The sequence below is a fragment of the Rhizobium sp. RHZ02 genome (assembly GCF_014851575.1).
Classification (GTDB): domain Bacteria; phylum Pseudomonadota; class Alphaproteobacteria; order Rhizobiales; family Rhizobiaceae; genus Rhizobium; species Rhizobium altiplani.
In genome coordinates this window covers 1-13,421 of sequence record NZ_JACUZX010000023.1, presented here as the reverse complement: position 1 = coordinate 13,421, position 13,421 = coordinate 1, and the positions used below count along the sequence as shown (strand labels likewise).

Sequence of the window (13,421 nt, the reverse complement as noted above, 5' to 3'; positions counted from 1 at the left end):
ACTTTTCAGCCCGAATGGCAAGCGGAAAATTGCGTTTCCGCAAATTTATGAAGCGGTCAAGCCGCCTCCCCGGCCGGCTTGCGCCGAGCGGCTATTTTCGCGAAGACCAAAATCGCCTTGTCGATCTCCTCTTCGGTGGTGGCAAAGCCCAACGAAATGCGCAAAGCGCCGAGCTTGGGGTCTCGCCTCATGGCAACCAGGACATGGCTCTCGCCGACCTTGCCGGACGAGCAGGCAGACCCGGCAGAAAGCGCCACACCTTCGAGATCGAAGGCGATCTGGCCCGTTTCGGCTTTCAGCCCCGGAAGGGTGAAGAAAGTCGTGTTCGAAACGCGCTGGCCATCGGAGCCGTAGATGACGACATCAGGTGCCGCGCCTCGCATTCCGGTTTCCAGTCGGTCACGGAGCACGGAGATCGCTTCGTTGCGTGCCTCAAATTCCATCGCAGCAGCTTCGGCGGCAGCACCAAACCCGATCACCGCAAGCGAGTTCTCAGTCCCCGAGCGGTGACCCTTCTCCTGGCCGCCGCCATGGATCAGCGGTCGCGGCATCAGCACTTCACCGCGCGTGACAAGCGCACCGGCGCCTTTCGGGCCGCCGATCTTGTGCGACGAGACGATTAGGAAATCGGCGCCGAGCGCGTTGATATCCAGCTTCAAGCGACCGGCTGCCTGTACGGCATCGACAACAAGAAGGCAGCCATGCGCCTGCACCAGCTTCGCAACCTCGGCAATCGGTTGGACGATGCCGGTCTCGTTGTTAACGAGCATGACCGCGACCATCGGCAGCCCGGCCGACTTGTCATGAGCGGCAAGCGAAGCACCAAGCGCATCGAGATCGACGACGCCGGCCTCCGTCACCGGAATTTCCGCCGTCTGTTCCTTCGGGAAGCGACCGCCTTCCCGCATCGCAGGATGCTCGACGGCAGAATAGTAAAGCTGGCTGACTTTAAGCGGCGTGCGCCCCATCCTGAACTCGGGCGTCAGCACCATATTGGCTGCCTCTGTCGCGCCGCTCGTAAAGATTACATGGGCCGGATCAGCCCCTGCAAGTGCGGCCACCTGGCGTCGTGCATGCTCGATCGCAGCACGAACGGCTCGGCCTTCGCCGTGGACCGAGTTTGGATTGCCGAACAGGTCCAACGCGCGCAGGACCGCGTCGCGCGCATTCGGATGCAGCGGCGAAGTCGCGTTCCAATCGAGATAAAGGCGTGGCGGCGCCATGATCTTTTGTCCTGCGCTAAATCCTTGCGAGGCGGCTCGGCTCATTTTCCTTGAAATTTCGGCCGGGCTTGCCTTATGACACATCCCACAATGCGTGGATCGTCATGCAAGTTTCGAATTGTTCTAAACTGCGTTTTAGAAAAGCTGACAACATTCGTCAAGTCTTACGCAGGGCCGAACGCGAAAAATAAAAGCCGGAGTACCGATGCCCGAAGTCATTTTCAACGGCCCTGCCGGCCGTCTTGAAGGCCGCTACCAGCCCTCCAAGGAAAAAAGCGCACCGATTGCCCTCATTCTGCACCCGCACCCCCAGTTCGGCGGCACGATGAACAACCAGATCGTCTACCAGCTCTTCTACATGTTCCAGAAGCGCGGGTTCACGACGTTGCGTTTCAATTTCCGGGGAATCGGTCGCAGCCAGGGTGAATTCGACCACGGCGCTGGCGAGCTTTCGGACGCCGCGTCCGCGCTCGACTGGGTACAGAGCTTGCATCCTGATTCGAAGACCTGCTGGGTTGCCGGTTATTCCTTCGGCTCCTGGATCGGCATGCAGCTTCTAATGCGCCGCCCGGAAATCGAAGGTTTCATGTCGATCGCGCCGCAACCGAACACGTATGATTTCTCGTTCCTCGCGCCCTGCCCGTCTTCCGGCCTCATCATCAACGGCGAAGCCGATAAGGTTGCGCCCGAGAAGGACGTAAACGGCCTCGTTGAGAAGCTGAAGACGCAGAAGGGTATCCTGATCACGCACCGCACGGTGCCTGGCGCCAACCACTTCTTCAACGGCCAGGTCGAGACGCTGATGAGCGAATGCGAGGATTACCTCGATCGCCGCCTGAACGGCGAACTCGTGCCGGAACCGGCTGCCAAGCGGATCCGCTAAGCGGTCCGCATCCCGGCGGTCAGTTCGAACGTCGGACAGGCCAATCCGTCAATGATCATCGGCATGCGGCTTCGCATGCCGATTTTCGTTAGGACATGCTGAGATGCGGCATTGTCCGGATGCGTGGATGCGATGAACTGCTGCGCGAAGTTCCGTTCGAAGAACCATTCCGCCAACTCGCCGGCAATCTCCGTCGCATAACCCTTGCCCCATTCCTGGAACCGAAGCGAATAGCCGAGTTCGAAATCCTGCCGCTCACCGCCAAGCAGGGAAAAGCCCGCGCTGCCAATGAAGCGGCCGTCGTCACGACTGAGGATCTTGTACTTGGTGGCTCCATCCCGCTCCTGCTCGCCGAACCAATTGCGCAGCCGTTCCTCGGCTTTCTCACGCGACCACGGCGCAGCGCCCGAAAGATACCGTGTCGTCTCAATCGTGGAGTGAAGCTCATGGATCAGGCCCGCGTCGTCAGGTTCCCACATGACCGCGACTAGGCGCGGCGTCTCCAGAATCGCCTGTTGCATCACGGCTTCACCACGACACCGCCGCTGACGGGCGCACGCACGCCGGTCGTGCCGGGAAATGTCAATGGTAAGCGGTCCAACGACCTTACCGCGAGATAGCCCCAGGCTTCAGCCTCCATGGAATCGCCATTGAACCCCGCCTGCTCCGCCGTTATCACCTCGGCGCCGTTGCGATGGGCGATATCTTTCAAATCTTGCATCAGCACGCGATTGAGCCGACCACCACCGCAGATGACGTAGAGGGCCGGCGTGACCGGCAAGTGACCGGCGGACTTGATGATCGAGGCGGCCGCGACATAGGCAAGTGTGCGGGCGCCGTCTACAAGCTCCGCATCTGCACCCGACGGCGGCGGAAAGTCGTTGCGGTCGAGCGAGCGCCGCTTCTCTGCGGTGAAGAACGGGCTATTCAAATAGCGATCGGCCAGTTCCCCCACGATCCGTCCCTCGGAGGCTATCATGCCGCCCTGATCGAACGGCACGCCCGCATGGGTTTCGACCCACTGGTCGATCAGCGTATTGCCCGGGCCACTGTCAAAACCGACTATGACGCCATCCGCGCCAATATAAGTCAGGTTTGAGATCCCGCCGATATTGACGAAGCAGACCGGCAACGTGGCATGAGGGACGTTGGCGGCGAGCGCCGCATGATAGACCGGAACCAATGGCGCGCCCTGGCCGCCATGCATCATGTCGTTGGCACGAAGATCGTAGACAACGGGAATGCCGGTTTCCCGTGCCAAAAGCGCCCCATCCCCGATCTGGACCGTCAGCGCTTCGTCCGGGCGATGTAACACTGTCTGGCCGTGAAAGCCGATGACGTCGATCGACGAGGCATCGAGCGCATTCGTAGCCAGAAATTCCCTCACGGCAATTACATGACGTAACGTCAGTTCACGCTCGACAGACGCCAGATCGCCCGGCCGCTGCTCACGTTTCGCAATAGACTTCGCCTGCTCCAGCGCCAGCTTCAATCGGTCGCGGAAGGCTGGCTCATACGGAACACCGAGGAACGGCCCGCGCTCGACGAAGGCTCGGCCGTCGGTCCGCAGCAGCGCCACATCGATGCCGTCCATTGATGTTCCGCTCATCAAGCCGATCGCGGTCCTGATCTTCTCCATGACCCCTCGCTGGAAGATTCTCGCCAAATGGTGACTGTTCGGCAAAACAGTGCTAAACGCGCCGCGTCACTTCAACAATAGCCAATCCGAAAATCCGCACCCGAGAGCAAAAGGTCATGTCCGAGTTCAAATCCGATTTCCTCCGTACGCTGAAAGAGCGCGGCTTCATTCATCAGATTTCCGATGAAACGGGCCTCGACGAACTCTTCGCCAAGGAAACGGTAACGGCCTATATCGGCTTTGACCCCACCGCTCCCAGCCTGCATGCCGGCTCGCTGATCCAGATCATGATGCTGCACTGGATGCAGGCGACCGGCCATCGCGCCATTTCGCTGATGGGCGGCGGCACCGGCATGGTCGGTGATCCCTCCTTTAAGGAGGAAGCGCGGCAGCTGATGACCGTCGATACCATCGAGAGCAACATCGCTTCGATTAAGCGCGTCTTCTCGAACTACCTCTCCTACGGCGAAGGCCCGAAGGATGCGTTGATGATCAACAACGCAGAGTGGCTGAGATCGCTCAACTACCTCGAATTCCTACGCGATGTCGGCCGGCACTTCTCGGTCAATCGCATGCTGGCTTTCGACAGCGTCAAGACGCGCCTTGACCGCGAACAGTCGCTGTCGTTCCTCGAATTCAACTACATGATCCTGCAGGCCTACGACTTCGTCGAATTGGCCAAGCGCTACGACTGCCGTCTGCAGATGGGGGGGTCGGATCAGTGGGGCAACATCGTCAACGGCATCGACCTCGGTCACCGCATGGGGACGCCGCAGCTCTACGCCCTCACCTCGCCGCTGCTGACGACCGCTTCCGGCGCCAAGATGGGCAAGTCTGCGACCGGCGCTGTCTGGCTCAACGCGGACATGCTGTCGGCCTATGACTTCTGGCAGTACTGGCGCAACACAGAGGACGCTGACGTCTCGCGCTTCCTGAAGCTCTACACCACGCTGCCGATGGACGAAATCGCACGCCTCTCAGCGCTTGCCGGTTCCGAGATCAACGAGGTCAAGAAGATCCTGGCGACTGAGGTCACCGCGATCCTGCATGGTCGTGTTGCCGCCGAGCAGGCTGCCGAAACCGCCCGCAAGACCTTCGAGGAAGGCGGCCTTGCCGAGAACCTTCCGTCTGTCGACGTCCCGGCTGCCGAACTCGACGGTGGCATCGGCCTTCTGTCGCTGATCGTCCGCGCCGGCCTTGCAGCCTCGAACGGCGAGGCCCGCCGCCACGTTCAGGGCGGTGCGGTGCGCATCAACGACCAGGCCGTCAGCGACGAGCGCAAGATCATCGGCAGCGAAGAGATCACCGCTGATGGCGTGATCAAGCTATCGCTCGGCAAGAAGAAGCACATCCTGATCCGCCGCGCTGCCTAAGCGTGGTCAACGTCTCAGACAGAAAGCCGGCCTCGCGCCGGCTTTTTTGTGCCTACTGGAATTCGAAGATGTTGCGGAAAACGCCCGGCGCGATGATCGACAACGGATTGACGATCAGATCCGGCGATTCCAACTTTCCTGTGAGCTTGAAGGTAATGCCGATCAGGCCGCGATCCGTGCCGTTCCCAAGGATGATGCCGATCAACGGCAATTCGGCAAACAGCCGGTTGAGGCCATATGCAGGCATGAAGGTACCCGTCATGTCCATCCTGCCGCGCTGGTTACGAACCGTTCCCTGAAACACCGCGCCGACCTGGTCACCACGCACCACGCCGTTCTCGATACTGACGACGCCGTTCTGAGAAACAATGCGCGCAAAGCCGCGCTGGAAACGCTGCGCCGATGTATCGATGTTCCGTTTTACCGCTGAATTCAGGCTTCGTTGCTCCTCGCCGACCGGCGTCGAAACGATCGAGTGCAAGCGCTGTTCGTTGATAAGCGAGAAGCGCCTGATGTCGATGGAGCCATCCCAATTGTCGCCCGCCCCTAGGCGGATCTGCATATTGAGCAAGCCGCCCATCATGTGCTGATAGAGGTCGGCGAAGCGGGAAACAGAGCCGGCATCGCCGCTCGTGACATTGATAACGCCATTTCCCTTCGTCTGGGCTACGAACGCCTCGCCGCTGTCGGTGACGCCGGTAAAATTCAGTGTCTGCAGCCTCCCGCCTGACGACACATAGGTCATCTCGGCATTGCGCAACTTCTCGTCATTGAAACCGACGACGCGGCCGAGCTTGGCTCGAACGGATATGCTGCCGCTGTGGTCGGAGTCACCGCCGCTGCTGGACTTCAATCTCGCGATGATCGGACGTGCATCTGCACTCTCGCCTGACACGGAGACATCAAACCCTCCCTTGCCGCGCTTCACCGAAACGGAGAAGTCGTCCAGCGACGACAGTTTGACACTGTCGAAATCCGCCTTCACGAGATTGCCCTTGCCGATAACAAGCGAGCCATTTGCCCCGAATCCATCCCCCTTGAGGACGAAGTTCTTCAACTCGGTGTTGTCTGCAGGGCCGGAGGCCTCGAATGTGGCCGTCGCGCCGATCCCGCCGCCCTTGGACCAGCCGATCCATGGGAGAGACAGCCGCGCCCTTCCAAGGTCGACAGTGACCGCCTGTCGGTCCTGATCGATGCGATTGAGTTCCACGTCGACGCTACCATCGACGATGTCGTTGAGACCGGGCAGCACCTTTTCCCGCTGATCATTGTTCAAGGTGGCAGTAATGGTCTGCTGCGGCTGGACATTGGACGACTTGTCCGTCGGCTCGACAAGCTTGATCCCGGCGGGAATGCCATCGATCAGCCCTTTTCCGTCGAGGCTGACCTGCTTTGGATCCGCGTTCAACACGCCGTCGAGACCAGTGATCTTGCGGCCCGAAAACGGTTTGGCGACATCGAGATCCTGTAGCTGCAGGACCGCTTTCCATTCAGCAGGAGGAGGACTCTGCGACGAGATCAGCCCGATGCGAGCCTGCACTTTCGCCGACACCTTGCCCTTCAGGTCCTCGGGCACGAAGCCCGCGCGCTGTAACACCTGGATCGGCTTATAGGTGAGCAATTCGCCGACCGCGTCAGCCGCGCCGGAAATGGGAAGATTGAGTTCGGCCATGAGCGGCTTGTCGTAGGTCGATGGCAGGACAAACGTGCCCTCGCCGACGCTCACCGATCGTCCGGACGGAAAGAATGCCGTCCCGCTCTTGATCGAGATTGTCGCCCGCGGACCGCTCAGATCAAAGTGGGCATTCATATCGCGGATTGGCGGGATGTCGCCGGCCACGTTCATTCGGGTATCTGCGATGTCGAAAGCAATCCGGATCTGGTTCTTGTCGAGTTTCAGACCTTTGCCGACCGCCTCGTCCAGGCGTCCGAACGGAATGAAGACGGAGATTGATGCGTCGGTGACGGTGCCCCCGAAGAGGTTGCGCTGAACCCATTCGCGGCCCTTCGACGCCATCCAGAATGGCCACAATTGCTTGACGGCCGTTGTCTGCAACTGCTGTGACTGCCCGGCAAAGCTGATCTCCGGCGACACGTCGCCCAGACGAACATGCAGCGAGCCAAAAAGACCGCCAGCAGGGCTCGAAACCCGCATGTTCGGGAATTCGAGTTCGCGGTCCGTAACGAGGTAGCGACCGGTCGCCTGGATATCGAAGGCGAGCGGTTGCTCGCCTGACGCGGTGGGGGCCGCGGTGCCGCCACTGACCAGCAGATCTATCCCGAAGCCCTTTCCTGCAGCGGCATCGATCTTGTCCAGATCGATAAGAGCGCCGGTAAGCGGTACGGATGTCGCGCCGAACTGAACACGCGATTTCGCGATCTCAAGCTTCTGCTTGTCAAAGTCGTAGGCGAGGTTGATGCGCCCTCCGCTCAACTCCTGCTGGTCGCCATCCATATAGAATTGCCCAGGCTCCAGGTCGACTGACGCGCCGAGCGCCGGCTCGGCTTGATCGCCGGTGCGAACTGCCGAGATCGTCACATCACCAGAGCCGTCGATGCCCTGCCGGATTTGACCCTGGACATTCCGCTTGAGTGTGAACGGTCCCAGGTCGACGCCCGCCAGTTGTCCCGTCAACTTCGAGGTACGTTCGCCGGTTCTTTCGGTGATGACGCTGAGCGTCGCTGCCTTGCCGTTGATCGCGACCTCACCATCCAGCGCCAGCGCGCCTTGGCGTGTCCTTGTGAAGTCCAGGCTGTCGACGACGATCGAGAGTGGACCATTCGCCGTATCGGCCAGCTTGATATCTATGCCCGAGAGTTTCACTGAGCGCGTCCCACCCCGCTCGACAAAACTGTCGATCATGTCGAGTTGAGCGAACGCAGCTTCCATCGCCGTCGGAATCTCGTCGATGCGAACGTCATCGAGCTTGAGCGGCTTTCCAGACGGCAGCAGCGCTGTGTCGAGTGCGATATCTTCCGCCTCGATCTGCGCAATCGCAATCCGACCGCGAAAGAGTTGTAGCGGGTCGAGCGCCATGCGCATCGCATGTGTGGTCGACAGGTGCTGTCCGCTCTTCTCGTCAATCATGTTGACGTTGCGAGCTTCGAGCGCAAGGCGCAGGTTCGAGGTAAAGCGGATAGCAGTGGAGCCGACCTCCGCCCTATAGCGAGGCCCGATGGCCGAATTGAGTGCAGCCTGCGCCTGCCGCGTCAGCGGCCCGTCGAATATGCCGCTTTCTACCGTGAAGACAATTGCAGCGAGCACGAAGAAAATAATGGCGATGCAGCCACCCGTGGCGCCGGCGGTCTTGCGCATGCGCGAACGCGACGGCGGGCAACTGACGATCATGGGATCTTCGGCCTGCGCCGAAGGGAGCTCATGCAGTGCGACGATGTCTTTCTTGCGGAATGTAATTTTCTCGCCGCGGATCGCCGACATGCGTCTCGCCTAACTCCCTAATTTGCGGTTTGGACCAGACTGGCTGGACGACTGCCCGTCCAATATATATCTGGCAAATCACCTGTTATCCATAAACTCGGCAAAAGAAAGGTCTCTCCATGACGGATGTCAGCATCGGCACGACGGCGCCTGACTTCAATCTCCCGCGCGATGGCGGAGGCCGCGTCGCGCTTGCCGATTTCCGTGGTAAGCCGCTGGTGTTGTTCTTCTATCCCAAGGACGACACGACAGGATGCACGGCCGAATCGTTGGCTTTCACGGCGCTTGCAGACCAGTTCGAAAAGGCCGGTGCTGCCGTCATCGGCATGTCTCCCGATTCCGCAAAATGCCATGATCGCTTCATCAAGAAGCATAGTCTTTCGGTTGTCCTGGCGTCCGATGAAGAGAAGACGACGCTGGCGGCCTACGGCGTGTGGAAACAAAAGAGCATGTATGGACGCAATTTCATGGGCGTGGAGCGCACAACCTTCCTCATTCGTGAGGATGGGACCATCGGAACGATCTGGCAGAAGGTGAAGGTGCCCGGCCACGCAGAAATCGTTCTTGCCGCCGTGCAGAACCTGTCGCGATGACCTCTCGCTCCAGCATCACGTCCCTGCGCGGCGGAGCGATCGACGCTATCCGAGCAACTGATCTCGATAAGAAGACGACGCTCGCCCAGGAAACTGCGACGCGTTGGTTTGCTCGCACACTGTCCCTGCGTTCGCCACTTGACGCGCCGCTGCCTGAGAGGCCGGGCCGTCCGGATAAGCCGGACTTGATACCGCCGACGCAGGTGGAGAGGCGGTCCTTGCATACCGTCAAGGGGCGCATCGCGCTGCTGCATGCCATCGCCCACATCGAACTCAACGCCGTCGATCTGGCGCTTGATATCGTTGCGCGATTCGCGACCGAACCCGTCCCGAACTCCTTCTTCGACGGGTGGATGCAGGTTGCCTTCGAAGAAGCGAAACATTTCCGCATGGTGCGCGCCCGCCTGAATGACCTCGACGCCGACTACGGTGACCTCCCCGCCCATGACGGCCTTTGGCAGGCCGCGCACGCGACGAGGAATGACCTGACGGCGCGCCTCGCCGTTGTCCCGCTTATTCTCGAGGCTCGCGGGTTGGACGTCACACCGTCGCTGCAGGCCAAGATGCGCGAAACCGGGGATTTGGAGAGCGCTGCCGTGCTCGATGTCATCTACAACGACGAGAAAGGTCACGTTGCGATAGGCGCCAAATGGTTCCGCTTCCTTTGCGCCAGAGAAAAGCGGGATCCGGCACGGACATTCCACGAGTTGGTACGCGCCAATTTCCGCGGACCGTTGAAGCCTCCCTTCAACGACATCGCCCGGGCCGAAGCAGGACTGACGCCATCCTTCTACCGATCGCTGACATCGACAAGCAATGCCTGATCCGATCACGACAGCCATACTGACCTAAGTAAATATTAACCATAATCGTGCGTAATTGCGGCAATTGAGGCATCGGCCTTCGATTGGGAGATTCTCCGTGACGCATGCACAGCATAGCCGCGTATTCGGTCAGCGAAAACAAGAGCATATCCTGATCCTGGCGAGCGGTGACCGGGTCCGTCACCTCACCGTCAAGCCGTGGATGGCGGCGCTTGTCTTATGTTTTGTCGGGGTCTTTGCGATCGGCTATCTGTTGGCCACATCCTATCTCGTGCTGCGTGACGACCTGATCGGCGCGGCAATGGCCAGACAGGCGCGCATGCAGCACGACTATGAGGACCGGATCGCCGCTCTGCGAGCTCAGGTCGATCGCGTTACCTCCCGCCAGTTGCTCGATCAGCAGGTCGTCGAAGACAAGGTCGACAAATTGATGGAGCAACAACTGGCGCTCACCTCACGCCACGGCAAGTTGGGCTCCCTTCTTGACCGGGCCGAAAGTTCCGGGCTCGGAAACAAGGCGGCCACACCACTCCAGTCCTACGCGCCCGACGCAAACGAGAAGCATGCCTCGCTCTCCGGCGCAGTTCTGGCTATCGAGAATCAGCTTGCCGGCGCTGTAGAACCTGCTGAGGCGACGCCTGATAACGCGACGCTGGCTGATGTGCCGGCAAAGGAAACCGTCGGCGACCGAGCTGACCGGGTTTTTTCCAAGGTAACGCTGTCTCTGAAGGATATTGAGCAGAAGCAACGCACCCGCATCGCGCAACTGACGAGCGATGCCGGCGGCGCCGCCAATGCCATATCGAAGGTCTTGACGCGGTTCAGGATTTCGGTCCCGGCCGAGCGCTTGAAGCAGGATGACACCGCAGTCGGCGGCCCTTACGTAGAGCCTGAGAGCAACGATGATTTCGATACGTCGCTTGCGCAGTTGGACGATGCCCTCACCCGCCTGGAGACTGTACGGAGCATGGCCGAATCGCTGCCATTCCAGAATCCGGCCGCCGGCAAGGAGATCACCAGCTCGTTTGGGAACCGGCGTGATCCGTTCCTCGGCCGCCTCGCACTCCACTCCGGCATCGATTTCCGTTTTGCGCCTGGCGAAAAGGTTCACCCGACGGCACCCGGCAAGGTCATAGCGGCCGGCTGGACTGGCGGCTACGGCAACATGGTCGAGGTGGATCACGGCAAGGGCATTTCCACGCGTTACGGCCACATGTCGGAAATTCTCGTGAAAATTGGCGACAAAGTCGACCGCACGGACGTGATTGGCCTTGCCGGCAGCACCGGCCGGTCCACCGGTACGCATTTACACTATGAAGTCCGTCAGGATGGTCGTGCCATTGATCCCATTTACTTCATGAATGCGGGCTTGAAGCTTGCGAGTTACATACAGTAACTACGCGCGCTAACCACGTCTTTACCTCTGCACTGGCTGCAAGGCCTGTATTCCTTGACTTAAGGAGAGTTTCGGCTTATGTCGCGCTGCATTGCGCCACGCAATCACGCCGACTCAACCAGAGTACGGCCGAACCGGAACGGAAACAGTTTTCCCTTTGACGACATTTGCTGATCTTGGCTTGAGCCAAAAAGTGCTTTCCGCCGTGACCGACGCGGGTTACACGACGCCAACCCCAATTCAGGCTGGTGCCATCCCCTTTGCGCTTGAGCGCCGCGATATTTGCGGGATTGCGCAGACGGGAACGGGCAAGACTGCGTCTTTCGTTCTGCCGATGCTGTCGCTGCTGGAAAAGGGCCGTGCCCGCGCCCGCATGCCCCGGACTCTGATCCTCGAGCCGACCCGCGAACTAGCCGCCCAGGTTGCGGAGAACTTCGAAAAGTACGGCAAGAACCACCGCTTGAATGTCGCGTTGCTGATCGGCGGCGTTTCGTTTGAAGATCAGGATCGCAAGCTCGAGCGTGGCGCGGATGTTCTGATCTGCACCCCGGGCCGCCTGCTCGACCATTTCGAACGCGGCAAGCTTCTGATGAGTGCTGTCGAAATCTTCGTCATCGACGAAGCCGACCGCATGCTCGACATGGGCTTCATCCCGGATATCGAGCGCATCGCAAAGCTTATCCCGTTCACCCGTCAGACACTTTTCTTCTCGGCAACCATGCCGCCCGAGATCCAGAAGCTTGCGGATCGCTTCCTGCAGAATCCGGAGCGGATCGAAGTTGCCAAGCCGGCATCCACCGCAAAGACGGTAACGCAGCGCTTCGTTGCCTCGCATGGCAAGGATTATGAGAAGCGTGCTGTTCTGCGCGATCTTATCAAGGCTCAAACCGATCTGAAGAACGCAATCATCTTCTGCAACCGCAAGAAGGACGTGTCCGATCTCTTCCGTTCGCTCGACCGCCACGGCTTTTCCGCCGGCGCTCTGCACGGCGACATGGATCAGCGTTCGCGCATGGCCATGCTGCAGAACTTCAAGGACGGTAATCTCCAGCTTCTCGTGGCTTCCGATGTCGCCGCTCGCGGTCTCGATATTCCCGACGTCAGCCACGTCTTCAACTTCGATGTTCCGATCCATTCCGAGGATTATGTGCATCGTATCGGCCGTACCGGCCGCGCAGGCCGTTCCGGCGCTGCATTCACCATCGTCACCCGCCACGACCAGAAACATGCCGACGCGATCGAAAAGTTGATCGGCGAGAAGGTCGAGTGGTTGAACGGCGACCTCTCCGCCTTGCCTCCGCCCGAACCCAGCCGCGACGACGATCGCTCGCGTCGCAAGGGCCGGGACAAGGACACCGGCCGCGGCAAGAGCCGTCGAGGTCATAAATCTGAAATCGCCGTCGCAGATAATGACGTCGAGACGATGGAAACAGCAGCACCAGCAAAGGTCGAAAGCGTGAAGCAAGAGCGCAAAGCAGAACAAAACAAGCCGCAGCAGAGCTCGCGCGCCGCTCGTCCTTACCCGGCAAACGACGACAATCGCGACCGCCGCCGCTATCGCGACCACGACGACGGTCCGACGCCGGTTGGCTTCGGTGATGAAATTCCCGCCTTCATGCTGATCACGGCCAACGCCAAGATCTGACGAATATGGGCACGCCTGGCATCGATTTCCCGGGCCTTGGCGTTGGCCTGGTGGTTTTGCGCGACCGCAAGATCCTGCTTTACAGGCGCATGCGCGCTCCTGAAGCCGGCCACTGGAGCATTGTGGGCGGCAAGGTCGATCATATGGAGCCGTCCGAGCAGGCGGCTCGACGCGAGGCGGAAGAAGAAACCGGCCTATCGATCGGCCGCGTCAACCTTCTCGGCGCCACGGAACTGATCAGCGACGCGGATGCCCAGCACTGGATTTCCCTGCTCTATGTAGTCGGCCGTGAAGAACACGGAAGCTGCTGATTAGACATAGGAATCGAAGGATCTGCAGATCTTCTAATTGCCGGAAACAGCCACCGAACGGGCTGTTTCCTTGCAAAATCAGTTTGAGGTTTCCC

10 protein-coding genes and 1 pseudogene are annotated in these 13,421 nt (G+C 60.0%); 7 read left to right on the top strand and 4 right to left on the bottom strand.

Going from position 1 to position 13,421, the window contains the following annotated elements; all coding sequences use genetic code 11:
- Positions 1-56: 56 nt before the first annotated feature.
- The gene (locus IB244_RS24140) at positions 57-1,223 is read right to left on the bottom strand and encodes a cysteine desulfurase family protein (protein ID WP_192305940.1); all 1,167 of its coding nucleotides are present in this window, start codon (positions 1,221-1,223) and stop codon (positions 57-59) included.
- A gap of 205 nt (positions 1,224-1,428) precedes the next feature.
- Here IB244_RS24140 and IB244_RS24135 point away from each other — a divergent pair, with 205 nt between their 5' ends.
- The gene (locus IB244_RS24135; protein WP_007789602.1) at positions 1,429-2,106 is read left to right on the top strand and encodes an alpha/beta hydrolase; all 678 of its coding nucleotides are present in this window, start codon (positions 1,429-1,431) and stop codon (positions 2,104-2,106) included.
- Here the strand turns inward: IB244_RS24135 and IB244_RS24130 are convergent.
- Both IB244_RS24130 and IB244_RS24125 read right to left on the bottom strand, forming a co-directional pair.
- Positions 2,103-2,627: a GNAT family N-acetyltransferase gene (locus IB244_RS24130; protein WP_192305938.1), complete on the bottom strand. Its 525-nt coding sequence runs from the start codon at positions 2,625-2,627 to the stop codon at positions 2,103-2,105. The two genes, IB244_RS24135 and IB244_RS24130, sit on opposite strands and share 4 nt — an antisense overlap.
- The gene (locus tag IB244_RS24125) at positions 2,627-3,745 is read right to left on the bottom strand and encodes an anhydro-N-acetylmuramic acid kinase (protein WP_029792344.1); all 1,119 of its coding nucleotides are present in this window, start codon (positions 3,743-3,745) and stop codon (positions 2,627-2,629) included. The genes IB244_RS24130 and IB244_RS24125 overlap by 1 nt, the downstream gene beginning before the upstream one ends.
- 116 nt (positions 3,746-3,861) lie before the next feature.
- Between IB244_RS24125 and tyrS the strand changes: the two genes are divergently transcribed.
- Complete coding sequence (gene tyrS / locus IB244_RS24120) at positions 3,862-5,118, top strand: tyrosine--tRNA ligase (RefSeq protein ID WP_018854903.1); 1,257 nt, start codon at positions 3,862-3,864, stop codon at positions 5,116-5,118.
- 52 nt (positions 5,119-5,170) lie between these two features.
- Here the strand turns inward: tyrS and IB244_RS24115 are convergent, their stop codons facing one another.
- Positions 5,171-8,557, bottom strand: coding sequence for a DUF3971 domain-containing protein (locus tag IB244_RS24115; RefSeq protein ID WP_192305936.1), 3,387 nt, complete (start codon positions 8,555-8,557; stop codon positions 5,171-5,173).
- 119 nt (positions 8,558-8,676) lie between these two features.
- Here IB244_RS24115 and IB244_RS24110 point away from each other — a divergent pair, with 119 nt between their 5' ends.
- The 5 genes and pseudogenes from IB244_RS24110 to IB244_RS24090 all read left to right on the top strand — a co-directional run.
- Positions 8,677-9,150 carry a peroxiredoxin gene (locus IB244_RS24110; RefSeq protein ID WP_018854901.1) on the top strand — a complete coding sequence of 158 codons (474 nt, stop codon included), beginning with the start codon at positions 8,677-8,679 and terminating at the stop codon, positions 9,148-9,150.
- Positions 9,147-9,974, top strand: a complete 828-nt coding sequence (locus tag IB244_RS24105) for a ferritin-like domain-containing protein (protein ID WP_192305934.1) — start codon at positions 9,147-9,149, stop codon at positions 9,972-9,974. The genes IB244_RS24110 and IB244_RS24105 overlap by 4 nt, the downstream gene beginning before the upstream one ends.
- A gap of 97 nt (positions 9,975-10,071) precedes the next feature.
- Positions 10,072-11,370, top strand: a complete 1,299-nt coding sequence (locus IB244_RS24100; protein ID WP_192305932.1) for a M23 family metallopeptidase — start codon at positions 10,072-10,074, stop codon at positions 11,368-11,370.
- Between the two features lie 157 nt (positions 11,371-11,527).
- Positions 11,528-13,015, top strand: a complete 1,488-nt coding sequence (locus tag IB244_RS24095; RefSeq protein ID WP_018854898.1) for a DEAD/DEAH box helicase — start codon at positions 11,528-11,530, stop codon at positions 13,013-13,015.
- A gap of 5 nt (positions 13,016-13,020) precedes the next feature.
- A pseudogene (locus IB244_RS24090) lies at positions 13,021-13,296 on the top strand (NUDIX domain-containing protein); the annotation flags it as partial.
- Positions 13,297-13,421: the final 125 nt, after the last annotated feature.